This is a genomic window from Prevotella sp. HJM029 (assembly GCF_000599605.1).
In the GTDB taxonomy this organism is placed as follows: domain Bacteria; phylum Bacteroidota; class Bacteroidia; order Bacteroidales; family Bacteroidaceae; genus Prevotella.
In genome coordinates this window covers 23,618-48,591 of the sequence record NZ_AZHT01000027.1, presented here as the reverse complement: position 1 = coordinate 48,591, position 24,974 = coordinate 23,618, and the positions used below count along the sequence as shown (strand labels likewise).

20 protein-coding genes are annotated in these 24,974 nt (G+C 48.0%); 9 read left to right on the top strand and 11 right to left on the bottom strand.

The features are described from left to right. Positions 1-29: 29 nt before the first annotated feature. The 7 genes from X919_RS0103125 to epsC are packed head-to-tail and all read right to left on the bottom strand — an operon-like array spanning position 30 to position 8,748. On the bottom strand, positions 30-728 hold the full coding sequence (locus X919_RS0103125) for a metal ABC transporter ATP-binding protein (protein WP_028898983.1): 699 nt from the start codon (positions 726-728) through the stop codon (positions 30-32). Further along, positions 725-1,954 (bottom strand): metal ABC transporter solute-binding protein, Zn/Mn family, encoded by a 1,230-nt coding sequence (locus tag X919_RS0103120; protein ID WP_028898982.1) that lies wholly within the window; start codon positions 1,952-1,954, stop codon positions 725-727. The genes X919_RS0103125 and X919_RS0103120 overlap by 4 nt, the downstream gene beginning before the upstream one ends. Then, a complete protein-coding gene (locus tag X919_RS0103115; protein ID WP_028898981.1) occupies positions 1,930-2,871 on the bottom strand; it encodes a hypothetical protein in 942 nt (313 codons plus the stop codon). Before X919_RS0103115 ends, X919_RS0103120 begins: the two co-directional genes overlap by 25 nt. Next, on the bottom strand, positions 2,872-4,140 hold the full coding sequence (gene purD / locus X919_RS0103110) for a phosphoribosylamine--glycine ligase (RefSeq protein ID WP_028898980.1): 1,269 nt from the start codon (positions 4,138-4,140) through the stop codon (positions 2,872-2,874). A gap of 7 nt (positions 4,141-4,147) precedes the next feature. Continuing rightward, the gene (locus tag X919_RS0103105; protein ID WP_028898979.1) at positions 4,148-6,328 is read right to left on the bottom strand and encodes a S9 family peptidase; all 2,181 of its coding nucleotides are present in this window, start codon (positions 6,326-6,328) and stop codon (positions 4,148-4,150) included. Between the two features lies 1 nt (position 6,329). Further along, a complete protein-coding gene (locus X919_RS0103100) occupies positions 6,330-7,823 on the bottom strand; it encodes a THUMP domain-containing class I SAM-dependent RNA methyltransferase (protein WP_028898978.1) in 1,494 nt (497 codons plus the stop codon). Then, positions 7,807-8,748, bottom strand: coding sequence for a serine O-acetyltransferase EpsC (epsC, locus tag X919_RS0103095; protein ID WP_028898977.1), 942 nt, complete (start codon positions 8,746-8,748; stop codon positions 7,807-7,809). Before epsC ends, X919_RS0103100 begins: the two co-directional genes overlap by 17 nt. A gap of 628 nt (positions 8,749-9,376) precedes the next feature. Here epsC and X919_RS0103075 point away from each other — a divergent pair. The 7 genes from X919_RS0103075 (at position 9,377) to X919_RS0103045 (ending at position 17,496) form a co-directional block, all read left to right on the top strand. Further along, positions 9,377-10,096 carry a sugar phosphate nucleotidyltransferase gene (locus X919_RS0103075; RefSeq protein WP_028898975.1) on the top strand — a complete coding sequence of 240 codons (720 nt, stop codon included), beginning with the start codon at positions 9,377-9,379 and terminating at the stop codon, positions 10,094-10,096. Then, the gene (locus tag X919_RS0103070) at positions 10,093-10,896 is read left to right on the top strand and encodes a hypothetical protein (RefSeq protein ID WP_028898974.1); all 804 of its coding nucleotides are present in this window, start codon (positions 10,093-10,095) and stop codon (positions 10,894-10,896) included. The genes X919_RS0103075 and X919_RS0103070 overlap by 4 nt, the downstream gene beginning before the upstream one ends. After that, positions 10,893-11,846, top strand: coding sequence for a CDP-alcohol phosphatidyltransferase family protein (locus tag X919_RS0103065; protein ID WP_028898973.1), 954 nt, complete (start codon positions 10,893-10,895; stop codon positions 11,844-11,846). Before X919_RS0103070 ends, X919_RS0103065 begins: the two co-directional genes overlap by 4 nt. Before the next feature lie 4 nt (positions 11,847-11,850). Continuing rightward, positions 11,851-12,549 (top strand): HAD family hydrolase, encoded by a 699-nt coding sequence (locus X919_RS0103060; RefSeq protein WP_028898972.1) that lies wholly within the window; start codon positions 11,851-11,853, stop codon positions 12,547-12,549. Positions 12,550-12,568: 19 nt separating this feature from the next. Further along, the gene (locus tag X919_RS0103055; protein ID WP_028898971.1) at positions 12,569-15,097 is read left to right on the top strand and encodes a DUF5686 family protein; all 2,529 of its coding nucleotides are present in this window, start codon (positions 12,569-12,571) and stop codon (positions 15,095-15,097) included. Positions 15,098-15,516: 419 nt separating this feature from the next. Continuing rightward, entirely contained in the window at positions 15,517-15,768 is a 252-nt protein-coding gene (locus X919_RS16420; protein WP_155949642.1) for a hypothetical protein, read from the top strand. A gap of 45 nt (positions 15,769-15,813) precedes the next feature. After that, positions 15,814-17,496 (top strand): hypothetical protein, encoded by a 1,683-nt coding sequence (locus X919_RS0103045; protein ID WP_155949641.1) that lies wholly within the window; start codon positions 15,814-15,816, stop codon positions 17,494-17,496. A gap of 537 nt (positions 17,497-18,033) precedes the next feature. Here X919_RS0103045 and X919_RS0103040 read toward each other — a convergent pair. Further along, complete coding sequence (locus X919_RS0103040; protein WP_028898969.1) at positions 18,034-18,465, bottom strand: acyl-CoA thioesterase; 432 nt, start codon at positions 18,463-18,465, stop codon at positions 18,034-18,036. A 48-nt stretch (positions 18,466-18,513) separates the two neighbouring features. Further along, positions 18,514-18,936, bottom strand: coding sequence for a hypothetical protein (locus X919_RS0103035; protein WP_028898968.1), 423 nt, complete (start codon positions 18,934-18,936; stop codon positions 18,514-18,516). A 138-nt stretch (positions 18,937-19,074) separates the two neighbouring features. Here X919_RS0103035 and X919_RS0103030 point away from each other — a divergent pair, with 138 nt between their 5' ends. After that, positions 19,075-20,727 (top strand): glycosyltransferase, encoded by a 1,653-nt coding sequence (locus X919_RS0103030; RefSeq protein WP_028898967.1) that lies wholly within the window; start codon positions 19,075-19,077, stop codon positions 20,725-20,727. Between the two features lie 35 nt (positions 20,728-20,762). Beyond that, positions 20,763-23,324, top strand: a complete 2,562-nt coding sequence (gene glgP / locus X919_RS0103025; protein ID WP_028898966.1) for an alpha-glucan family phosphorylase — start codon at positions 20,763-20,765, stop codon at positions 23,322-23,324. Between the two features lie 217 nt (positions 23,325-23,541). Here glgP and X919_RS0103015 read toward each other — a convergent pair whose 3' ends face one another. Beyond that, complete coding sequence (locus tag X919_RS0103015) at positions 23,542-23,952, bottom strand: hypothetical protein (protein WP_155949640.1); 411 nt, start codon at positions 23,950-23,952, stop codon at positions 23,542-23,544. Positions 23,953-24,083: 131 nt separating this feature from the next. Continuing rightward, the gene (locus X919_RS0103005) at positions 24,084-24,929 is read right to left on the bottom strand and encodes a lipocalin-like domain-containing protein (protein WP_028898964.1); all 846 of its coding nucleotides are present in this window, start codon (positions 24,927-24,929) and stop codon (positions 24,084-24,086) included. Between the last annotated feature and the right edge of the window lie 45 nt (positions 24,930-24,974).

Below are 24,974 nucleotides of genomic sequence, written 5' to 3'. Positions count from 1 at the left end.
TGCATCTATGCCTTGACAGGTTTGGAACTTCAAATATGCAGAAAGTGCTCTTCGAGCTTATCTTGAGGGATGTTGGTTGTGGGATGGTAATACAATGTCTCGTTCACGCAAGCGATGTGCTTGGCATAGTGCACTGTTTCGGCAATGTCGTGACTTACCATTATGATGGCACATTGCTGATTGAGGTCGGCCAACATCTGATACATCTGTTCTTGAAATCGCTTGTCTATATAGGTGTTTGGCTCATCAAGAATCAGCACATCGGGCTTTTCAACAATGGCACGTGCGAGTAACACGCGCTGTATTTGGCCGCCACTGAGCTGGCCTATGGGGCGTTGTTGCAAGTCGGCAAGTTCCATTTGTTGCAGGGTTTGCAAGGCTTGCTGCCGTTGTTGCGCGGTATAGCTCTTGAAAAGTGGTTTTTTGACGCCCGAAAGCACTGCGTCATTCACAACAATGGGAAAGTGCTTGTCGATATTGGTGTATTGCGGTAGGTAGCCCATGCGGATTTGTTTGACGCATTTCCCTTGTTTGAAATAGGTGATGGTTCCGCTCTGTGGTTTCATCATGCCCAAGATAAGCTTCATGAGCGTGGTCTTTCCGCCGCCATTAGGGCCTATGATACCTAAGTAATCGTCGTCGTAAATGGTGAGCGATACATTGCGGAGCACGGTCTTTTGTGCATAGGCGGCCGTGAGTTTTTGGATTTGGATGATGGGCTGACTCATTGTAGGGCTTGTGCGATGTGGCGCATTTCTTGCGGCCATTGGTAGGACAGTGGATTGATTTCAACGATTTTAGTGTGGGTGCTCTCAGCTACAACGTGAATATTTCGATTGGCAAACTCTTTTTGCATGAAGAGCACGCGAGGCTTTTTCAAGTGCGCTGTCTTAATGAGTTGTTGTAGTTGCAGGGCGCTGGGCTCGCGTCCTTCTTCTTCGATGGTGAGCTGTTGCAGACCATATTCGTGGGCAAAATAGGAGAGTGAAGGATGGTAGATGAGGAAGGTAGAGTGCTTGCCTTGCAGCATTGCCACAAGGGTTTGTTGAGTTTGTGTAATCGTTTGTTGCAACTGTTGAAAGTTCTTTGCAAAATAGCTGCTGTCTTTAGGCGAGCACTGGATGAGTGCTTGTAGCATGTTGCGCGCAATGATGTTTGCGTTTTGACAACTCATCCATGTGTGGGGATCGCTGATGCCGTGTCCATGTGCTATCAGTTTGATGCCATTGGAGGTGTTGACAAACGTTGTTTGAGGAGCGTTTTGCTGCAATCGTTTCGACCAGGTGCGTTCGAATCCAATCTCACCTACCATGAAAAATAGCCGACTCTCGTTGAGCGCAATCATTTGTTGTGCGGTGGGTTCATAGGTTTCGGGATTGCTGTTTTGAGGTATCATCGTGGTTACCTGAAAACGATTACCAGCTATTTCTTCGGCGAAATAGCGTAGTGGTTCAATCGAAACCATCAGCGTTTGTGTAGACTTGGCTGTGGGATTTGTGCAGGCAGTGAGCGAAACTGTTGACATGGCCAACAGCACATAGCGCAGGAATTTTCCTGCAGTGATACTGAGTGTCGATAGTAAAAGGTTGGCACGCATCAGTCCTAACGCAATGGTGATGGCACTTCCAATGAATGGAAGGAAAGCAAAAAAGCCCATCAGTGCACCCCGTTCACCCATGAATCGTTGTGCACGTTGCAACTTCTCGGGTTTCACGTGCAGGTATTTTTCAATCCAGTCCAATCGCCCTTGTCGCCCTATGGCATAATTAAAGAGGCCTCCAGCCACGTTTCCCACGGTGCCATAGAGGATGAGCGGCCATGGATGTACACCTGCAGCCAGCAGTCCTAACATGACTGCTTCACTGCTAAAAGGTAAGAAACTGCCTGCTAAGAAGGCTGAAAAGAGCATACCCCATGCTCCCCAATCAATTAAAAAAGTAATGATGGAATCCATAAATTATAAATTGTGAGGAGGAGAAGCAAGACTACAATGGCTTGGAATGCAATGTTGGTAAACCACGTGTGAGTTAAGCTTAGGAAGTGAGCTATGAGAATTGCAGTTGGAATCGTCATAAGTTTTAATCCCAATGTTACGTATTCGGGCAACAAGATAATGAAGCCGATGCAACCCAATTGAATTATCATGAAGGCTTCATAGAGCATGCGTGTTTTGATTTTGTCTAAATAACTGTTGCGCAAAAAATGTATGGTGCCCACGATGCTCAAGAGCGTAACCACAGCAAGATTCACCCATTGGTGCTCGTTGATGATGGTGTAATGGAAGAAATCTTTAGTTTGTACTATCGCTGTGATGTGTGATATAATCTGGGCAGGTGTACCTTTATAACAATAGTAGCCTGCAAGAAACCAATAAGGTAGCAGCAGACCTAAGATTGAGGCGATGAAAGTGCGGAAACTAAAAGCCAGGATAAAGACGATGAGAATGAACCAAAATAGGGGTACAAAATAGAGAATTTGAGGACAGAAGATGCTTGAAACACCGATAAAACTAAAGGCATAGAAGATGGTTCCAGCCTGTTGTCGGTCTTGGTAGGCATTGAAAAGAATAAAGAAAAAGGCCGCGAAACACACCGGGATGATGCTCTCGGCTAAGCCGAATGGTTCTTGCAAGAGCATCATCGACAACACTAAATAGGCAATAGAAACCATACGGCTATACACGCGTAGCAGTGCATAGCGGTTGTTGAGTGCGAGCATGAAAAGGGTTGTGGATGCAATGCTGAGCCCTTGCATCCACATTTGTGGCTGGCTATTCCACATTAACGCTATGAGAAGGGTGCTATAAATCAAGATGATGGGGAATAGCAGTCGGCTGTTAACGATCTTTTCTTGTCTTCTTTTCTTTACCATTTACAAATCTTTTCCAATATCACTTCTGAAATATTTGCCTTCAAACGTTATCTTCTGTGCCGTTGCAAAGCTTTTCTGAAGTGCCTCTTCTTTATCTTTACCATAGGAGGAAATGGCCAACACGCGCCCACCATGGGTTACTATCTCGTTTTTTTGTTCGGCCGTTCCGCTGTGGAAGATGACACTTTCACGAGTGTCTTTAAGTCCGTGTATGGGAAATCCTTTTTGATAATGCCCTGGGTAACCTCCACTTACAAGCATCACACAAACAGCTGCACGCTCGTCAAAGGTGAGTGTTCGTGTATTTAAATTGCCTTCGGCCACACCATTAAACAAATCTACTAAGTCACTTTTGATGCGCAACATCACGCTTTCTGTCTCAGGATCGCCCATGCGGCAGTTATATTCTATGACCATTGGATTGCCCTTTACATTGATGAGCCCGAAGAATATAAATCCTTTATAGTCGATGTGCTCTTGCTTCAGACCAGCAATCGTTGGGCGAATGATGCGCTCTTCCACCTTTTGCATCCAGTCTTTTGTGGCGAAGGGAACTGGCGATATGCTACCCATTCCTCCTGTGTTTAGTCCTGTGTCGTGTTCGCCAATGCGTTTGTAGTCTTTTGCTTCTGGCAGGATTTGATAGTTTTTTCCATCAGTGAGCACGAAAACACTGCATTCTATACCACTCAAAAACTCCTCAATCACTACGTGGGTGCTGGCATTACCAAACATGCCTTCGAGCATTTCGCGCAGTTCCTTTTGTGCTTCTTCTAATGTGGGCAAGATTAAAACGCCTTTCCCCGCGCACAAACCATCGGCCTTTAGCACGTAAGGAGCTTGCAACTCGGAGAGGAATTGCAGGCCTTCTTCAAGATTGTCTTTGCTGATGGTTTTATATTTTGCGGTGGGAATGTTGTGGCGTTGCATGAAAGCTTTTGCAAAATCCTTGCTACCTTCGAGCATTGCACCAGCTTTTGATGGTCCAATTACGGGAATGTTTTTTGTGCGTACATCAGCTTTGAAGTCATCATAGATGCCATTTACTAAAGGATCCTCAGGTCCAACGACAACCATATCAACCTGATTATCGACGCAAAAGGCTTTCAACTTTTCAAAGTCGTTGACGGAAATGGGTACGTTCTCTCCGCAATTCTTCGTGCCAGCATTGCCTGGTGCAATATAAAGTTTATCACATTGTGGGCTTTGAGCCATTTTCCAAGCTAAGGCATGCTCGCGGCCTCCTGCTCCTATTAATAACAACTTCATGATAGGGTTATTTTAAATAATCAAAGAAATATTGACTGATTCGCTCGTGGAGGTGCACACTTTGGTGGCCTCTCATGTTATGGGGCTCACCGGGATAGACGAAAAAGTCGGGTTGTGTGCCGTCTTGAATACAAGCTTTTAAGAACGAGAACGCATGTTGAGGAACAACGACAGGGTCGTTCAAGCCGATGATAATTTGCAGCTTTCCTTTTAAGTTCTTAGCCTTTGGCAACAGACTGCATTTAGCATAGCCTTCGGGATTGGTCTGTGGTGTGTCCATATAGCGCTCGCCATACATCACTTCATACCATTTCCAATCAATGACTGGACCGCCGGCTACTCCCACTTTAAATACATCGGGATAGGTGGTCATGAGGTTGATGGTCATAAATCCACCGAAGCTCCAGCCATGAATCCCCATGCGATTAGCATCAACATAAGGCAGAGATTTTAGGAATGCCACACCTTGCATTTGGTCTTTCATCTCTTCTTCGCCCAATTGTCGGAACGTAACTTGCTCGAATGCCTTTCCTCGATGTTCGCTTCCACGGTTGTCTAAGATGAATAAGAGGTAGCCTTTTTCGGCCATATAGGTCTCCCATCCACGGCTTCCATAGTGCCATCGTGCATCCACATTGTGGGCATGTGGACCGCCATAAACATAAACGATGGTGGGATATTTCTTATTGGGATCGAAGTTTAAGGGCTTCACCATGCGATAATACAAGTCGGTTACGCCATCGGCAGCCTTGATTTTACCCAGTTCATAGGTGGGGACAGTGTAGCCTTGCCACGGATCATTAGCCGAAAAATAAGTTGTATGTTGGCGAATTTCTGTATTAACAATTGCTATCTTGCGTGGAGTTGTTGGCGTTTGATAGTTGTCAACCAAGTAAGTCCCACTTGGAGAGAGTGCTCCTGAATGCCAACCAGCACCGTTTTCATCTATCATAGTGCGTTTTCCTGTGTTGATAGCAACGCTGAAAATATTCTTTTGTATGGGGCTTAGCTCGTTGCTTTCAATGATGATGGCTTTGCGTTTGGCATCAAAGCCCAAAAGATTGAGCACCACCCATTGCCCCTTGGTGATTTGTTTCAATTCCTTTCCTGCAGTGTTATATAAATAAAGGTGTGTGTAACCATCTTTCTGACTCCACAGAATAAATTTATCTTTATCCCAAGGTAGGAAAGTAATAGGGTGTTGTGGTTCTACATATTTGCTGTCGGTTTCGCGGTATACCTCTTGCAATTTCTGCCCTGTTGTAGCATCGTAGCAAATGAGTTGGCAATCGTTCTGATCGCGATTGAGCTCAAAGAGATAGATATTTTTCCCATCAGGCGACCACGAAAGGTTGGTGAAATAGCGGTCAACAGGATTAGCTGTTTGCAAATAAACCACCTTTTGTGTCTTCACATCATATACCCCTATGGTCACTTGATGCGATGTTTCGCCTGCCATGGGGTAGGGATCAGGGTCTAATGTGGCCATTCTGCTCTCTCCATCCTTGGGCTTCCAATCGAGTTCGGGAATATCAACTTGTGGATAATCGGCCACCATAGATTGATCCATGCGATAGAAAGCCAATTTTGTTCCATCGCCATTCCAAAAGAGTCCGCCGTTGATACCAAACTCATTGCGATGCACCGACTGGCCATAAACAATGTTTTTGCTGCCATCTGTTGTCAGTTGCCGGTTGTTTCCTTGGGCATCCAACACATGCAATTGATGGTCTTTTACATAGGCTAAGTTCCGTGAAACAGCAGAAAAACTTTCGGCTTGCGCATGTTTTGCTTTTTCTAAATCACTTTGCCAGAGTGTCTTTTTCGCTTTCCAATCAAACAGACGACGATGCTTTCCATCATTTATCCACACCCATGTCTTGCTTAGTTCGGGGAATTGTAGGTTGTAAAGATGTCGGAGTTCCGAGCCACTCCAAGCATTGAGGTCGTTTAGAGAAAAGAGTTTTGTCTCTTTTCCTGTAGTTTTGTCGACCACAAAGCAATCTTCAACATCTAAGCGCACCAGCACATCGCCCCACCAAGTGGTGTAGCGATTTTGCGGAATCATGCGGTAATAATTCTTCCCGCCGAAGTTTAAATCTTCTAAGGTGAGCGGTTTTAAATCCTGTGCTTGCAATGGTGTAAATATCGATAGCAGGGTGAAAATAAAGGTAACAGCTTTTTTCATTTTACTCGTCTTCTTGAAAATGATTGTTTCTTTCGTTGGCTCCGCCACGCTTTCGCTCCGTCTTTGTGCGTTTGCGATCGCGCTTTTCGTAGCGGTGGCCTAACAGTTTATATTTTTGATTGTTTTGTTCTTGCACATCAGCATGGTCCTCACCTTTATGCGAGCGGAAGGGTTTTCGCGCGTCTTCACTGCGCACATCCCGTTTCGCATGTTTGAAATGCGAGTGTTGGTTGTCGGCCTGTTCGCCGTCATTATCTAAGTGTTGTTTAAACTCTCGGTTCTTTTTGAAGCGATGTTTCTGTGCCATCTCACGCTTTTCGCGCTCGCTTTTCACCACACCTCCTTCAGCCCTGAAGGCTTTCATCTTTCCATCGAAGAGGGCATATTTGCGGAACTCACATTCCAAGCTGCCGTTGTAGAGTGGGATTTTGATGCTGGGTTTCAATCCGATTTGTTCGAAACATTCTTCGCGATAGCTCAAAATCCAGGCTTCGTTGCCGCCAAACTCATGCTTCAGACGTTCGCCAATCATCTTGTAGGTGCCTAAAAGGTCGGGTGTAGAGATGCGCTCGCCATAGGGAGGGTTGGTCATGATGATGCTCTTTTCGGTGGGCTTTTTAAAGTCTTTGAAGTCTTGTTGTTCCACTATTATCGTTTGGCTGAGACCTGCAGCTTTCACATTGAGCCGCGCTGTGTTCACGGCTTTCATGTCGACATCATAGCCATAGATGTGGTGGGCGAAGTCGCGTTCTTGCGAATCATCGTTGTAGATGGTGTCGAAGAGTTCTTGATTGAAGTCGGGCCATTTCTCGAATGCAAAGGCTTTGCGAAACACACCGGGATTGATGTTGCGTGCGATGAGTGCAGCCTCGATGAGCAATGTGCCCGAGCCGCACATGGGATCAATGAAATCGGTGTCAGCTTTCCAGCCGCTCATCAAAATCATTCCAGCCGCCAACACCTCGTTAAGGGGGGCTTCAACGCTTTCTTGCCGATAGCCACGACGATGCAAACTCTCGCCACTGGAGTCTAAACTCAGTGTGGCTTGGTCTTCGGCAATATGAATATTCAGACGGATGTCGGGATTGCTCACGCTGATATTAGGGCGGGTTCCGGTGGCTTCACGAAACTGGTCGACGATGGCATCTTTCACTTTGTAGGTGACAAAGCGAGAGTTGCGAAACTCTTCGGAGTAGACCACCGAGTCGACACTGAATGTTTTTCCGTGTTCAATATATTGGCTCCAGTCAATTTTCCTCACTTCATCGTACATGTCTTCAGCCGAGCGAGCTTTGAAATGCGCGATGGGTTTCAAGATTCTGATGGCTGTTCTGAGTTGGAAGTTCGCCCGATACATCATCTCTTGATTGCCTGTAAACGCCACCATGCGACGCCCTATCTGTATGTTGTTGGCTCCTAATTGCGTGAGCTCTTGTGCCAAAACGGCTTCAAGTCCCATAAATGTTTTGGCAATGAGTTCAAATTCCTGTTCCATTGTTGTATTGAATGTCTAAACTATCCTTTTTAATCTTTTTATATTTCTTCGTCTTTGGGCGCATATCATCCTGCACCCATGTGTTGGCACCAATCACGCAATCGCTGCCAATGGTGATGCGTCCCAGCACCGTTGCGTTAGAATAAATCACCACATTGTCGCCGATGATGGGATGGCGCGGAATGCCTTTTATGGGGTTCCCAGCTTTGTCTAAGGGGAAACTTTTCGCGCCTAATGTCACACCTTGGTAAAGTTTCACGTTGTTGCCGATGATGCATGTGGCACCAATCACCACGCCTGTGCCGTGGTCAATGGTGAAATATTCGCCAATGGTTGCTCCGGGGTGAATGTCAATGCCTGTTTCGGAGTGGGCCTGTTCGCTCATCATGCGCGGAATGAGTGGCACTTCTAACAGATATAGTTCGTGTGCAAGGCGATAATTGATGAGTGCTTTGAGTGCTGGGTAGCAGCAAATAATCTCCACCAAGCTCTCGGCCGCAGGGTCGCCGTTGTAGGCCGCTTCGATGTCTTTTCCCAACATTTCGCGAATGGCAGGCAGGCGCATCATGAATTTTGTGGCAAGCATTTCAACCTTTTTTCGGCGTGCCAAGGTCACCTCGGCATCAATCTGTTCCGAGCAATCAGCAATGCAGAGTGCAGCAAAAATCTGTTCTTCGAGCAGCTTTTGCAGCCGTTCCATGTTCACGCCAATATGATAGGAAATGGTTTTTGCATTGATGGTTGACTCGCCATAATAGCCGGGAAAGAGAATAGCACGCGCCAATGCAATCATTTCTTTGAGCGTTTCGCCCGAGGGGAGGGGATGACTATCGCGATGTTGCAGGCACAAACCATTGAGCGAGTCGCTTTGCGAAAGCACTTTAACGGTTTCGGTCAGCGTCTGTGTAAAATAGTCTTTCTCCATCTGGTGTCTATCCTCAATATATATAATGTGGTGCAAAGTTAATAAAAAAACTAAGGAAGGCGCGGGCTATCTCAATATTTTTCAATCGAAAAGTGACGCAAAACGTGTTCGGGCGCGCCCGAAGCCATTTTGCAAGGATGTAATGGGTGATTCGGCGTGCCCGAAGCTGTTTTACAAGGAGGAAACAGCCCTTTCTGCCCACCGAATGGGAATATGCGCGATGTAAAAGTCCCTTGCAGACCCTCCGATTGGGCGTCAAATTTTGAAAACAACCCTCGCAGACCCTCCGAATGGGCATCTTTTTCGGAAAACAACCCTTGCAGACCCTCTGATGGGTTATTTAATTCTGAAAACACCCCTATGCAAAAGGGCATGGATTAAGGTGTAAAAGCGGCGTTATTCGAATGCAAAGTGGTGTGGATTGCGGGGCAAAATGGCATGCTTTTCGGCATAAGGGTGCTGCGCATGACGTTTGAAGGCGGGCGAAAATAGTGTGAAAAAGGTGTGCAATGCGTGGAGAGAAGCGGGATGACCGCTCTGATGGAAAACAAAATATCACAAAAGGTTTTCGTGATGTATTGATTAATGTGTACCTTTGTGCCGATAAACAGTATTTTCATTCCACGATATGAATTATGCAATTATTGCAGCGGGCGAGGGCTCGCGCTTAGCAAAAGAAGGTGTTCAGGCACCCAAACCTTTGGTGAGCATCCATGGTGAGCATCTGATAGACCGGCTCATCCGCATCTTTATGGCAAACGATGCCGAGCAGATAGCCATCATTTGCAACAACCTGCGTCCCGAGGTTGAGCAGCATCTTGCTCGGCTTCGCCAGCAGGGGTTGGATGGCATGACGTTGCCTTTGCACTATATCGTGCAAACCACGCCCAGTTCAATGCATAGTTTTTATGCTTTGAGCCAGACGATGCCGCGCGCGCCTTTCGTGCTGACCACTGTCGACACTATGTTTCGTGAGGATGAATTTCGCGACTATATCGATGTTTTTCGGCAGCAGTTGGTGGCTGGCTATGATGGGGTGATGGGTGTGACCGATTATGTTGACGACGAAAGCCCGCTCTATGTGGGAACAGATGCCGACATGAATGTGACGGGCTTTTTTGATGCAAACACCGCCCATTTTCAATATATCTCGGGGGGCATTTACGGTCTGACGGCCGACGCCTTTCAAACCCTTCACGGCTGCATGCAGCGTGGAGAAAGCCGCATGCGCAATTTTCAACGTGCGCTGATTGCCGATGGAAAGCGGCTCAAAGCCCATGCCTTTTCAAAGGTGATGGACATTGATCATGCCTCGGACATCACCAAAGCTGAAGCATTTTTGAAATGAAAATTGTTGCCATAGCCCGTGATAGGTGCTTTTCGCCCCATTCGGTTGAAAACGATTATGCTATTCTCCAGGCCGTTGTCGAGGGTTTGCAACAGCCCGTTGTGTGGGTTACTGAGGAGCAGGTGCGGATAGCAGGTTTGCCTCCGGCCGACCTTTATCTCACGATGGCGCGTAGTGCTGCCGTGTTGCAACAGCTGGCCGAGGCCGAGAAGGCCGGCAAACGGGTGGTGAATGCGGCCGAGAGCGTGGCGCAGTGCGTGCGCAGCGTGTTGCATCGCGCGTTGCAAGCCCATGCCATTCCGCTTCCGCCAACTGAGGGCAATGCGGGCTATTGGCTGAAACGCGGTGATGCTTCGGCGCAGGAGCAAGGCGATGTGGTGTTTTGTCGAGATAAGGAAGCCTTGACCATGCAGCAGCAGCTTTTTGTGCAACGCGGCATCACCGATTGGGTGGTCGAGGCCCATCTTCCAGGCGACTTGTTGAAATTCTATGGTGTGGCGGGAGGTTTTTTCCAATATTTCTATCCGTCGGATGATGGTATTTCGAAGTTTGGCGACGAGCAACGCAATGGTTTGGCGCATCATTATGCCTTTGATGCCGCACAACTGCAAGCCATGGTCGAGCAGGTAGCTGCGCTGACGGGTGTTGAGGTCTATGGTGGCGATGTGATTGTTGCGCCTTCGGGCAATTTCTTTTTGATTGATTTTAACGACTGGCCCAGCTTTTCGCGTTGCCGGGAAGCAGCAGCAAAGGCTATTGTTGCGTGGGTGAAAGATAACTATTTAAACGAAACGAAATGAGCGAATTTAAAACCTTGTTGCAGGCATCTTTCAAATCAAACGATACCGAGGAGTGGCTGGATGTGCATTTCACGCGTCCCATCGGCTTGGTGTTTGCATTGTTTTGGAACAAGTTGGGCGTTCATCCCAACGCCATCACCATCCTTTCCATCTTCTTGGGTGTGGGTGCGGGCTGCATGTTCTATTATGAGGATGTGGCGCATAATGTCGTGGGTGTGGTGCTGTTGATGTTGGCAAATTTCTGCGATTCGACCGATGGTCAGATGGCACGTCTCACGGGTAAAAAAACGTTGATTGGGCGAATGCTCGATGGTTTCTCGGGCGATGTGTGGTTTTTCGCTATTTATGTGGCTATTGCATTGCGGTTGTATCACCAAGACTTGCCTTTCACGCACGAGCCATGGGGCTGGTTGAGCTGGGTGTTGTGCTGTGTTGCCGGATTTTTGATGCATGCTCCGCAAAGCTCATTGTCTGATTATTATCGGCAGATTCATCTCTTCTTTTTAAAAGGAAAAGCAGGTAGTGAGTTGGATCATTCTGCACAGCAACAAGCGGTGTTGAAAGGTTTGCCGAAGAAAGGTGCTTTTTGGGCACACGTATTCTATCGCAACTATGCCAACTATTGCAAGAGCCAAGAGAAGCGCACGCCCGCTTTTCAGCAGTTCTTTCAAGCGTGGCAGCAGAGCGATAAGCCCGAAGCCATTCGCGAAGCATTTTTGCAAGGGTCGCGCCCCCTGATGAAATACACCAATTTGCTCACGTTTAATTTGCGCGCCATCGTGTGCTATGTGGCTTGTTTGACCAACGAAGTGTGGATTTATCCGCTGTTCGAAATCTCTGTTATGCAAGGCATGTATGTCTATATGCACCGCCGTCACGAGCTGCTTTGCCGTGCATTGACAATACAATTGAATGCTTTGCAGCAAAACAATGGCGCAACAAAGGAATAGAAGGATGATAAAAGGATATATTTTTGATTATGGTGGCACACTCGATACCGAGGGACATCACTGGGGAAAGGTGTTGTGGCACGCTTATGAGCGGCAACAATTGCCCATCACCGAGGCGCAGTTTCGCAAGGCTTATGTGCATGGTGAGCGCACGTTGGGTAGCACGACGCTGATAGAACCCAACTTCACGTTTCGGCAAACACTCTCGGTTAAACTGCAATTAGAGCTCGATTTTCTGCGTGAGAAAGCCTATTGGAGCGTCGATGAGGCCACTCTTCAACAGGCTCACGCACAGTTGTTGCATGATATTTATGCTGGCGTGTTGTGCACCACGGCGCATAGTCGTGACGTGTTAACGCAACTCCATGCGCACTATCCCATGGTGCTGGTGAGCAATTTCTATGGCAATGTGAACACCGTTTTGCGAGAGTTTCAGTTGAATCATCTCTTCAACGATGTGGTAGAGAGTGCCATGGTGGGCATTCGAAAGCCCGACCCACGCATTTACAAGATGGGTGTTGACTGCTTAAACCTCTCGCCATCCGAAGTGGTAGTGGTGGGCGATAGTTTTTATAAAGACATTGAGCCAGCGAAGAAAATTGGTTGTCAAGCCGTTTGGTTCAAGGGCGAAAGCTGGACCAATGAACAGTATGATGAGACCTTTCCCGACCAGGTGATTACCGATTTGGCGCAATTATTATAAACCAAGGCACAACAAGTGTATGCACAGCAAGTTATTCAGGATATACATTCTTTTATTATTTCTATGGCTTTCGGCAGCAGCTCAAGCCCAAATCACAGGCGTAGTGACCGATGTACTGACGGGCGATACGATTGCTTATCCCAGCGCTTCCTATAAAGGGCACCACATGGCCGTGAGCGGCGATGCACAAGGACGTTTCTCGATTGAGCATCATGAAGGGTGGGTACTCACCGTTAGTGCGGTGGGTTATCAGAGCAAAGAGTTCACCGTGAAGGCGAATTCTACCCTTACGATGGCCGTGAAGCTCAAACCCGACACGCGCACGTTGAAAGAAGTGGTGGTGAGAACCAAGCGCAATCGTTATAGCCGCAAGGATAATCCGGCGGTGGAATTGATGAAACGGGTGATTGCTGCGAAGGAGAAAACGGATTTGTCTAATCATGATTTCTACCAATACAACAAGTATCAAAAGATTACGTTGGCGGTGAACGATATTCAAAAGGCCGACATCGACAGTGGTTTTTTTGCCAAAAAGCAGTGGCTCACCGATCAAATGGAGACGAGCCCCTATAATCATAAGCTCATTCTGCCAATCTCGGTAGACGAAACCGTCACGCAACATATTTATAGAAAGAATCCCAAAAGCGAAAAGGATATTGTGTTGGGGCAGCAAAGCACAGGGCTCAACCAGTTGTTTGAGACGGGCGATATCCTCAACAACGTGTTGAAAGATGTGTTTACCGACGTCGATTTGTACGACAATCAGGTGCGCCTGTTGCAATTTCCTTTCACCAGCCCCATAGGCAAAGACGCCATCGCGTTTTATCGTTATTACATCGAAGACACGGTGTATGTGGATCACGACCTTTGCTATCACCTGCAATTCCTGCCCAACAATCAGCAGGATTTTGGCTTCCGTGGTGAACTTTATATTTTGGCCGACTCGACTTTGCATTTGAAGCGTGCCGAACTTTCCATCCCCAAACGCAGCGATGTGAACTTTGTTGAGAACCTCAGCATCACGCAAGAATACACCCAGTTGCCCAATGGAGAATGGGCGTTGAGTGTGGATGATATGGTGGTGGAGCTGAAAGTAACCAACTTTATGTCGAAGGCTTTGGTGGTGCGCACCACGCGATTGAGCGACTATGCCTTTGACGAACTGCCCAAACAACTTTTTAAAGGGAAGGCGACCACGCGGCGCGAAGCCAATGCCATGATGCGTGACGACAGCTTTTGGAATCAATATCGCACGGTGGAACTCACGAAGAGTGAGAGCGAAATGGATGCCTTCATTCGGCGCGTGCAACAGCTGAAAGGCTTCAAATACATCATCTTTGGTGCCAAAGCTTTTATCGAAAACTTTGTTGAAACGGGCGACCTTAACCATCCAAGCAAGGTGGACATCGGCCCCGTGAACACCATATTTACCTCGAATTTCATCGATGGCTTCCGCACACGCATCAGTGCTCAGACCACGGCCAACCTCAATAAGCATTGGTTCTTTGCGGGGTATTACGCCCATGGTTGGCGCAGCCACAAGAACTATTACAATGCCGAAGTCACCTACTCTTTTAATAAGAAGGATTATCTGCCGCGCGAATTCCCCAAACGCACACTCACCTTTAGCTCCACCTACGACATCATGTCGCCCTCCGACAAGTTTATGGGCACCGATAAAGACAATGTGTTTACGGCATTTAAATGGTCGAAAGTCGACAAGATGATGTTCTACAATCGGCAGAAAATCACCTTCGAATGGGAAACGGAATGGGGGCTTCGCACCATCGTGGGGCTGAAAACCGAAGCCAACGAGGCCGCAGGCACCCTGTATTTCCCTGTTGGAACGTTGCGCACCACCGAATGGAGCCTGAATTTTCAGTTAGCCCCCGGCCGCACTTACGTCAACACCAAACAGCGTCGTTACCCCATCAACATGGATGCCCCCGTGTTTTCGCTGGGGCATACCATGGGAATGAAGTTCCTCGGCGGCGACTATCGTTACAACTTCACCGAGGCCGGCATCTACAAACGCTTTTGGATGAACTCGTGGGGCAAGATAGACGCCCACGTGAAAGCTGGTGCACAATGGAACAAGGTGCCCTTTCCGCTGCTCATCATGCCTGCAGCCAACCTCAGCTACATCAGACAAGACGAAACGTTTAACATGATCAACAACATGGAGTTTCTCAACGACCGTTACGCCTCGTTGGATGTGGCTTGGGACTTGAACGGCAAAATTCTCAACCGCATTCCGCTGCTGAAAAAGCTCAAATGGCGCGAATATATTGGCGTGAAAACGCTGTGGGGCAAGCTCACCGACCGCAACAATCCCATGCTTTTGGCCAACGCCGCCGACCCCATGCTGTGGGCTTTCCCCGTGGGCAGTTATGTGATGGATCCGAAGCGCCCCTATGTGGAACTCATTGCCGGCGTGCACAACATCTTTAAAATTCTGCATGTGGAGTTTGTCCACCGTTGCAACTACACCCATTTGCCTACTGCCAAGCGCAATGGCGTGCGGTTTATGATGCGCGTCACGTTCTGATTTTGGTCAATTTCAATGCAATGTGATATAAAATTGGGCGCAAAGGTTTGCTACTTCCAACGAAAGTTTATACCTTTGCGCCCGATGTTCGTTACGAGCATGATTTAAATAACAACTCGTGTTGGTGTGAAAATGAAAAAAGAGAATCAAAATATTTCGATTTTTAACAACTTTTATTTGGTAGAACCAAATAAAAGTGTAACACACACATTCTCTCTATCTATATACAGGCCTCTCTTCTAAGCAAGAGGAATATGTTGCGTGCGTAGTCAACAATAGGCTTATTCAGGGAGAAGTCTGCATAGCATTTTCTATCAATGCTGTGCAGGCTTCTTTATATTTGTGCTCTATCTCTTCAAATTGTCGATATTCCGATTTGATTTTAAATAACTTTCAAATGTTTCCTAAATGAGAAAAAGATGAGGAAAGCTCTAAATGCACGGAGGCTTTATGTGCCCCCCACGACAGCAGTGATTCCCCTTCCTGGTGATTGTATGATGCAGCAAGGCTCAAGGTTTCAAAATCCAGGCGGTCACAATTCCGCCGAAGATGAGGACTTTGTACCATCAACTATTGCTGGTGGTGGTCACACGGCTGCCGAAGACGAGGACTTTACACCTTCTTCGCAAGGATGGGGTGGCCATACCAGTGCCCAAGATGAAAACTGGTAAGAACAAAGTAGTTAATGAATAAACAAGCAGATTAAGCAAATGAAAATGATGAAACGATTAGTGAGTAGCCTGTTGCTTGCATCAGGTGTAATGACATGGGCAGCATGTTCGACCGATGAAAATGTACCCCAGCAACCTTCGACTGGCAACAAAACGGCTTTTATGATGAATACTTCTCCAACAGCCAGCGCAAAATCGCGTACGGCAGGCACACACACAGGCACGCAGTTAGATTTCTTTTGGACAGCTGATGACAATCTGTGGCTCAATAATCCTGCAGCGACTCCCGCACTCATTGCTAGTTCGAGTTCGGACATTGCAGAGCACGTTTCGCCCACATCGCCCAAGGTCGCAACTGCCAAGTTTTGGTTTGAAGGTACCTACACAGCACCAAATTATGTAGTGCGCTACACTGGAAAGCAGAGTACGGCTGGCGATAAGGTGAGAATTTCCCCTGAACAAGTGCAAAAGCTCCCTGCTGAGCCTGCACTGATTGGAGAATATGGCGATTGTGGGACAGCTATCGCCACACGCAATGGTGACCACTACGATTTTACGCTCGACCACAAGGCTGCTTATATCACGTTTACACCTTTCTGCTCGGTGGGCGGTGGCAATGTGAAAATGACGCAAGTAAAGGTTACCGCAGGTGGCTTGCCAGTACCTGCAATTGCTGGTACATTCGATTTCACTGATACGGGTATCAATACGGCTGTAACACCGCAAACTCCTTCCTCTGAAATCACACTTCGCACATTGGGTGCCGATAATACAGGCTTCACTGTGCCTACCTCGCCCTCTTATGCCACCAATTCATGCACTATGGTATTGGCACCAGGCACTTATAGCAGCTTGACCGTGGAGTACTTCGTAAGCCACCCCATCAGCCACATACCAAGCCCTGTGAGTAAGGAATATACTAATGTGACGCTCACGCCAGGTAAAAACAAGAAATTGGCGTATGATGTTCCAGAAGCTACTGTGTCTGGTGTGCGCTATCTTTTCCAAGATGGTACCACTGGTACGATTGCCGAAAAAGGCACTCGCACCCCCATTGCTATCGTTGTGGTTGACAAAACAGCTACAGAAGATGGGCTGGCTATGGCATTAAAAGATGATGCGAGTGGTGGTGGCATTGCGGGTCGTCCTTATGCCGCAGTGAAATGGGGTGGACCACAAGGGGTACCCAATCAGCAGTTCAACAGCGATGTGAAGGCCAGTGTAACAGATATTGTGGCCGACATGGATGGCTATAAATACACGTGGGATGCAACAAGTAGTATTAATGGGGCTGGTGTCAAAGGTAGTAATACCAATATGGATGCTTTCTACAAGGCTGCCAATCATGTTTCGCCAGCACCTATTACTTTCAGTGGTGGCAAGCGTGGAAAATGGTTCTTACCCAGTGTGGGGCAATGGGTCTTGGCATTGAAAGTGTTGGGAAAATGCAGCGCGTTGCCTACGAATATGTCGCGTCAAGGAACCTATGCAACAGTTGGTACTTTTGATCGCAATTATATGAATAGTTTGTTCACAGCTCCAGGTGTTGGTGGAGAGACGTTAGACAATTATTGGTATTGGACCAGCACACAATATTATACACTCTATGGTTGTTCTATAGGGATAGATGGTGTGTCAGGTGGTGTTGCTAGTCAAAATGCGTTTACATTCATTGAAGATATGATAGGTGATGTTGGTGAGAGTGTCCGTGCTTTCATCTATTTCTAAGCATCGGTGTTTCTGAGGCGGTGACGTGATTCCGCCTTCGCGTTGTGCGTGGGAGAGAGTACCCCCCAAGGGGGTAGCTTTCTCCCACGTATTGTTACCCGGGGTAGGCTGCGTTGCACTGGCCAACCCCGGGCTTTCGAGTGTATAACCGCTACGCGGTAGGGGACACACCATGAGACGTAGGATGCGAAGGGCAGGAGGTGTAATCGCGCCGAAGTTACTACATGGAAAGAGTGTGCGGCGTAGGGTACGCTGCACACTCTTTTGGCTAGTTCTTCGCGGCGTAGGGTACGCTGCACACTATTTTGGCCAGTTCTATGCGGCGTAGGGTACGCCGCACACTCTTTTGGCTAGTTCTATGCGGCGTAGGGTACGCCGCACACTTTTTGAGCCAGTTCTTCGCGGCGTAGGGTACGCCGCACACTATTTGGGCCAGTTCTTCGCGGCGTAGGGTACGCCGCACACTATTTGGGTCAGTTCTATGCGGCGTAGGGTACGCCGCATAGTTTTAGTGTTGTGTTTGGGATGGGGTGGGGGTTATTTCTTCCGTCTCACGTCGCGCCCTTCGTATTTGCAAATGGCTTCAATCCATTCTTGGGGCATGGGGATGGAATGGTTTTCGAGCAGGTCGTAGGCCACCATGACGGTGCGTCCCACGCATTTCACGTCTTTCGTTTGGCTGTCGATGAGTTGTTGTGTGAGCGTGAAACTCTTGTTTCCGATGGCTGTGATGGCTGTTTGTACTTCCACTTGGTCGGTGCTATAGACTTGTGCGATGAAATCGGCTTCGACGTGTGCTGCGAAGATGGCATAGCGCTCGTTGGGGATGTTGCACACTTTGCGCACGTAATCGATTTTTGCGGTGTCGTAGTATTGAAAATACGCTGTGTTGTTGATGTGTCCGAATTGGTCGGCATCGGTAAATCTGAGCTGAATGGGTAGGCTGTGGTGAAATGTTATCTGTTCCATAGGGTTTTGTTTGCGTCTTTTGTTGATGAATAATGTTTGACGGGGTTGTTATTGTTTGACGAAGACGAGGCGGCGTGGCATCTTTTGCCATTTGCGGTTGATGGCAAATTTGATGGTGCTGCCTTTTCCTTGTTCGAAGACGAATGTGCCGTCGGGCAGTGCCGTGAGTGTGGCTTCGAGGTCTTCGCTGCCATAATCGTTGGTCACCAAGAGCTCGGCGGTGTGGTTGTCTTTGAGTATTACGTTGGTGAAAATCCATTTTCGGCTGTCTAAATCGGCGCCGAAATAGCCCGCCACCTGTCCGAAGAGCTCTTGTCCGGGGATGAGGATGTTGTTTTGATAGAAATTGATGTGGAGATAGACTTTGTACTCCTTATTATATAAGTGTCCTTTGAAAGGCTCGTTGTTGTTTTGCGCCCATGCCCATGTGCTGGCGAGCGTGATGAGGATTGATAAAAGCCATCGTTTCATTATGCGCTATATTATAGTTGCGTGCAAAGGTATAAAGTTTATGTCAAGGAATGAGCGGTTTTGGGCAAAATAGTGTGTGCTTCATTTGCTTTTTAGGAATTTTATGCTATCTTTGTCGCTCAAAAAAAGGTTTTTCGTATGGTTAAAGCGCAGTGTGTTCCAGATTATATTTTTGAATCGAGTTGGGAAGTGTGCCATATGGTAGGCGGCATTTACACGGTGTTGTCGACACGTGCCAAGACCATGCAAAAGCTGTTTGCTGACAGGGTGTTTTTCATTGGTCCCGATTTTGGCGACGATGTCGATAATCCTTTGTTTGCAGTCGATGAGAAGCTGTTTTCGGATTGGCGTGCGAAGGCGCAGCAAGAGGGATTGCACGTGCGTGTGGGGCGCTGGAATGTTCCGGGAGAGCCGATTGCGCTGTTGGTGGATTTCCGTCCGTTCTATGCGCAAAAGAATGAAATCTATGGTCAGATGTGGGCCGATTTCCAGGTGGATAGTCTGCATGGCTATGGCGATTATGACGAGGCCTCAATGTTTTCCTATGCTGCGGCAAAGGTGGTTGAGAGTTTCTATCGCCATGTGCTGCCAGCTTCGGCCAAAGTGGTTTATCAAGGCCATGAATGGATGACCTGCTTGGGCTTGCTCTATATTCATAAGCATGTGCCTCAGATAGGCACTATTTTCACGACGCATGCCACGAGCATCGGGCGCAGCATTGCTGGCAACATGAAGCCGCTCTACGAATATCTTTGGGCCTATCGTGGCGACCAGATGGCCGAAGAGCTCAACATGCAGAGCAAACATTCGGTGGAGAAGCAGGCGGCAAAATATGTGGATTGCTTCACCACCGTGAGCGACATCACAGCTGTGGAATGTCGCGAACTGTTGGATAAGCCTGTGGATGTGGTGCTGCCCAATGGTTTCGAAGACGATTTTGTGCCTCGCGGAAAGGCTTTCAATGCACAGCGTTCTGCTGCGCGGAAAACTTTATTGCAGGTGGCCAATGCTTTGACAGGCGATTGTTTCGACGACCAAACGTTGATTGTTTCGACGAGTGGGCGCTACGAGTTTCGCAACAAAGGCATTGATGTGTTTATTGAAGCCATTCATCAATTGCGCCGTGCTCCTCTGCCACAAAAGGTGGTTGCTTTTATCGAAGTGCCGGGCTGGGTGGCTGGTCCGCGTGAAGATTTGCAAGCGCGTCTGCGCAGCGGTCAGACTTTTGACACGCCTTTGGACAATCCCATTTGCACCCATAGCTTGCACGATGCTGCAAACGATCGCGTGTTGGGCATGATGAACTATTTGGACATGCACAACGCTTTGGACGAGCGCGTGAAACTCATCTTTGTGCCTTGTTATCTAACGGGGCAGGATGGCATCTTCAATCAGCCTTATTATCATTTGGTGGGCGGCAACGATCTCTGCGTTTACCCATCCTACTATGAGCCTTGGGGCTACACGCCACTCGAAGCCATCGCTTTTCATGTGCCGTGCATCACAACCGATTTGGCTGGTTTTGGTCTGTGGGCCAACCACACTGTGGGGCATGTTGCGACGTTAGCAGATGGCGTGTGTGTGGTGCATCGTGATGACAACAACTATCAGCAAGTGGCTACAGCCATTTGCCAAGCCATAGCGCACTATGCGAAGGCCGATGAAACGCAGCGCAAAGCTTGCCGAAAGGCAGCTTGGAACCTGTCGAAAGCAGCGCTGTGGAAGCACTTCATTCCTTATTACGAAAAGGCTTATGCTCTTGCATTGCACAAAGCTGCTGCACGAGCGTAACAACAATATTTTAAAAACATTATCATTCAAGCGGTATGAAAATCAAAGCTGATTATGCAAATGCACCCCAATGGCGGGAGCTAAATGTGAAATCTCGTTTGCCTGAGCAATTGAAATGCTTGGACGAGTTGGCACACAATCTGTGGTGGGCCTGGAACTATGAGGCGCGCGACCTTTTTAGTAGTCTCGATGCCGACCTCTATGAGGCTGTTAATTATAATCCTGTGTTGTTGCTCGAGCGCTTGAGTTACGACCGTAAGGAAGCCATTGTGAAAGACAAGGCACTCATGAAGCGTGTGAAGGATGTTTACACAAAGTTCCGCGATTACATGGCTGTGAAACCCAATAAGAAGCGTCCCTCAGTGGCCTATTTCTGTATGGAGTTTGGCTTGACGCAGGTATTAAAAATCTACTCGGGCGGTTTGGGCATGCTCGCTGGAGACTATCTGAAAGAGGCTTCCGATAGCAATGTCGATATGTGTGCAGTGGGGTTCCTTTATCGTTATGGCTATTTCACGCAGAGCCTCAGCATGGACGGACAGCAGATTGCAAAATATGATGCGCAGAATTTCAATTCTTTGCCCATTGAGCGTGTGCTCGATGCCAACGGCAACCAAATGGTGGTCGATGTGCCTTATATGAACTATCATGTGCATGCCTTGGTGTGGCGCGCCAATGTGGGGCGCATCAGCCTCTATTTGTTGGACACCGATAACGATATGAACTCCGAGTTCGACCGTCCCATCACCCACAGCCTCTATGGTGGCGACTGGGAAAATCGCCTCAAACAAGAAATTCTTTTGGGTATTGGCGGTATTTTGACGCTGAAGAAATTGGGCATTAAGAAAGATATTTATCATTGCAACGAGGGACATGCTGCGCTCTGCAACTTGCAGCGTTTGTGCGATTATGTAGCTGAAGGACTCACCTTCAATCAAGCTATGGAATTGGTGCGTGCCTCTTCGCTCTACACCGTGCACACGCCCGTTCCGGCAGGTCACGACTATTTTGACGAAGCTCTCTTTGGGAAATATATGGGTGGTTACCCCGAAATGTTAGGCATTTCGTGGGACGAATTCATAGGAATGGGTCGCGAAAATCCCGATGATCACAACGAGCGTTTCTGCATGAGCACTTTTGCTTGCAACACCTGTCAGGAGGTGAATGGCGTGAGCAAGCTCCACGGATGGGTGAGCCAAAAGATGTTTGCACCTTTGTGGAGAGGCTATTTCCCCGAAGAAAACCATGTGGGTTACGTCACCAATGGTGTGCATTTACCCACTTGGACTGCCACGGAATGGCGTCATATCTATGACAAGTATTTCGATTCAAATTTCATGCTCGATCAAAGTAATGAAGCCATTTGGCATGCTATCGAAGATGTGCCCGATGCCGAAATCTGGGAAACGCGCATGGCGCTGAAGCAAAAGCTCGTCGATTATATCCGCGAGAAATTCAGCGAGTCGTGGTTGCGCAACCAGGGCGACCCAGCACGTGTTGTGTCACTGTTGCAACGCATCACGCCCAATGCGCTGATGATTGGTTTTTGTCGGCGCTTTGCCACTTACAAACGCGCTCATTTGCTCTTCACGGATATTGACCGCTTGGCCAAGATTGTGAACAATCCCGAGCGTCCTGTGCTCTTCTTCTTCTCGGGAAAAGCCCATCCAGCCGATGGTGCAGGGCAGGGACTCATCAAGCGCATCTATGAAATTAGCCAGCGTCCCGAGTTCTTGGGAAAAATCATCTTCTTAGAAGACTACGATATGCAGTTGGCACGCCGCTTAGTGTCAGGGGTAGACATTTGGATGAATACCCCAACGCGCCCCTTGGAAGCCTCGGGAACATCGGGAGAGAAAGCCGAAATGAATGGTGTGGTCAACCTCTCGGTGCTCGATGGTTGGTGGGTTGAAGGCTATCGTGAAGGCGCTGGCTGGGCTTTGCCACAGAAGCGCACTTACGAGAACCAGGAATATCAAGACAAGTTGGATGCTGCCACCATCTATGGCCTGTTGGAAAACGATATCATCCCGCTCTACTATAATCGCGGTAAGAAAGCCTATAGCGAAGCATGGATTAAGGTGGTGAAGCGCTCTATCGCAACCATTGCGCCTCATTACACCATGAAGCGTCAGTTGGACGATTACTTCGATAAGTTCTACAATCGGCAGGCATTGCGTTTCCACGAATTGAGCAAAGACAATGACAAGTTGGCGCGTGGACTGGCGCAGTGGAAGGAGTGTGTGGCCGAGCGTTGGGATGCCATCCACGTGGTGAGCCGCGACACCTCGCTCTTAGACGAAGGTGGCGAAACGGGTAAGAAGCACACCATGACCTATGTCATCGATGAGCAAGGGCTTGATGATGCCGTGGGTTTGGAACTTGTGGTGCTCAACAACCAGGCCGATGCCGATGGGCGCGAAGTTTATCAGGTGCACCCATTCAAGGTGAAACATCATGAAGGCAACCTCTATACCTTCGAGGCTGTGATAGAGCCCGACGAGGCTGGTGCCTTCAAGAGTTGTGTGCGCATGTATCCCAAGAATGCCAATCTGCCCCATCGTCAGGACTTCTGCTATGTGAAATGGTTAGATTAAACGGCGATTAATCGTTTATGTAAAGGCAGGCTGTTGTGGAATGCGTTTCCCGGCAGCCTGCTTCTTGTTGCATGCTGTGCAGGGATGAAGCGGAGCCGAAAAGCCAGAATGGTTTTCGTTGTTTTTTGTGAAAAACCTGCTTCCGAGCCGTTTGCAAGGGTGTTTTCCGAAAAAGATGCCCAATCAGAGGGTCTGCGAGGGTAGTTTTCAAAATTAGTCACCCATTCGGAGGGTCTGCAAGGGATGTTTTCAAAATTAGTCGCCCGTTCTGAGGGTCTGCGAGGGTAGTTTGGGAAAAAAACATACTTCCCAACGTATTTTTTCTTGGGTTGTTTTTCAAACTATCCCCTTCGCGCGTTGTTTTTCGGGGGCTTTTTTCCAAATCACCCCTTCGCGCGTTGTTTTTCGGGGACTTTTTTCCAAACCATCCCTTCGCGCGTTGTTTTTGGGGGACTTTTTTCCAAATCACCCTTTCGCGCGTTGTTTTTCGGGGACTTTTTTCCAAATCACCCTTTCGCGCGTTGTTTTTCGGGGACTTTTTTCCAAACCACCCCTTCGCGCGTTGTTTTTGGGAGGTTTTTTTCCAAATCACCCTTTCGCGCGTTGTTTTTGGGAGGCTTTTTTCCAAATTACCCCTTCGCGCGTTGTTTTTGGGAGGTTTTTCTTCAAAAACAGCATTCCCATGTGCTTGGAAATGCTGTTTTCGTTGGGTGGCATGTTGCTCGTTTGGATGTGAAAAACGGCAAGGCTCACCGCGGCTTATTCTTCTTGTGTGGTCTTTTTCAAAGCTTCGCGTCTCAGCTTTTCAGCCATGTAGCGCGCTTTCACATTCACATCATTGATGTCTTTTTTGCGATAGTAGCTGCGTGACGAACCTTCGCTACTCAGCACCAAAGAGTCGGTGCCTAAATAAACGATGTCGCATGTGTCGATGCGTGGATTGATGGTTTGGATGGTGTTATCGTTTTTAAAGATTGGTGTAGCACTGAGGATAATCACCTTACCATTCCAAATGCGCCAGCCCGTGAAATAGCCCAATTGTGGATAAACCACGGGGCTTTCTTGCTCTAAGGCCGATTGTTCGCTGACGTAGCCCACACTCTGTGCAGCCCACTGCCGCCGCAACCAGAAGCCATATTCGCGTGGGATGAGGTAGGTGCGTTTCACCGAGTCGGGCATGTCGCGCATCATGCGCATCTGAAGCTTTTTGCTCATATATTCATAATCGCGCATCTTGGGCATCACCACGTAGCACCAAATGCCTTTCAACTGATCGAGGTTCACTACCTCGTCGGCAATGCGCTTGTCGTTAGGATTGGCCACAACGCCAATCCAGTCGCCAATCTGTATGTCGCCCAAAATGCGTTTGTTCCTTCGTGCATCCACTACATCGTAGGTTATGGGGTCGCTACCATCGTTAGGCAACAACACGATTACCGAGTCGTTACATCCTTCGCACGCCAGTCCATAAATGGTGCTGTCGCCAATGGATTGATAATCGTCTTTAGCCTTTTGTTGTGCTGTTGATTTTTTGTTGGTCTGCTGCCCACACGCTACAATACACGCGATAGATAAGCCAAGCACTGCGATTGATTTAAACTTCATGTGCGTTTTATTTTGTGCAAATATAAGAGAATAATCACAAAAAAA

Coding starts and splice junctions, on each gene's coding strand:
- X919_RS0103120 (WP_028898982.1), bottom strand. CDS start 1,954: ATGGATTCCATCATTACTTTTTTAATTGATTGGGGAGCATGGGGTATG.
- X919_RS0103070 (WP_028898974.1), top strand. CDS start 10,093: ATGAAAATTGTTGCCATAGCCCGTGATAGGTGCTTTTCGCCCCATTCG.
- epsC (WP_028898977.1), bottom strand. CDS start 8,748: ATGGAGAAAGACTATTTTACACAGACGCTGACCGAAACCGTTAAAGTG.
- X919_RS0103100 (WP_028898978.1), bottom strand. CDS start 7,823: ATGGAACAGGAATTTGAACTCATTGCCAAAACATTTATGGGACTTGAA.
- purD (WP_028898980.1), bottom strand. CDS start 4,140: ATGAAGTTGTTATTAATAGGAGCAGGAGGCCGCGAGCATGCCTTAGCT.
- X919_RS0103005 (WP_028898964.1), bottom strand. CDS start 24,929: ATGAAGTTTAAATCAATCGCAGTGCTTGGCTTATCTATCGCGTGTATT.
- glgP (WP_028898966.1), top strand. CDS start 20,763: ATGAAAATCAAAGCTGATTATGCAAATGCACCCCAATGGCGGGAGCTA.
- X919_RS0103105 (WP_028898979.1), bottom strand. CDS start 6,328: ATGAAAAAAGCTGTTACCTTTATTTTCACCCTGCTATCGATATTTACA.
- X919_RS16420 (WP_155949642.1), top strand. CDS start 15,517: ATGAGGAAAGCTCTAAATGCACGGAGGCTTTATGTGCCCCCCACGACA.
- X919_RS0103115 (WP_028898981.1), bottom strand. CDS start 2,871: ATGGTAAAGAAAAGAAGACAAGAAAAGATCGTTAACAGCCGACTGCTA.
- X919_RS0103055 (WP_028898971.1), top strand. CDS start 12,569: ATGCACAGCAAGTTATTCAGGATATACATTCTTTTATTATTTCTATGG.
- X919_RS0103065 (WP_028898973.1), top strand. CDS start 10,893: ATGAGCGAATTTAAAACCTTGTTGCAGGCATCTTTCAAATCAAACGAT.
- X919_RS0103125 (WP_028898983.1), bottom strand. CDS start 728: ATGAGTCAGCCCATCATCCAAATCCAAAAACTCACGGCCGCCTATGCA.
- X919_RS0103040 (WP_028898969.1), bottom strand. CDS start 18,465: ATGGAACAGATAACATTTCACCACAGCCTACCCATTCAGCTCAGATTT.
- X919_RS0103035 (WP_028898968.1), bottom strand. CDS start 18,936: ATGAAACGATGGCTTTTATCAATCCTCATCACGCTCGCCAGCACATGG.
- X919_RS0103075 (WP_028898975.1), top strand. CDS start 9,377: ATGAATTATGCAATTATTGCAGCGGGCGAGGGCTCGCGCTTAGCAAAA.
- X919_RS0103030 (WP_028898967.1), top strand. CDS start 19,075: ATGGTTAAAGCGCAGTGTGTTCCAGATTATATTTTTGAATCGAGTTGG.
- X919_RS0103045 (WP_155949641.1), top strand. CDS start 15,814: ATGATGAAACGATTAGTGAGTAGCCTGTTGCTTGCATCAGGTGTAATG.
- X919_RS0103060 (WP_028898972.1), top strand. CDS start 11,851: ATGATAAAAGGATATATTTTTGATTATGGTGGCACACTCGATACCGAG.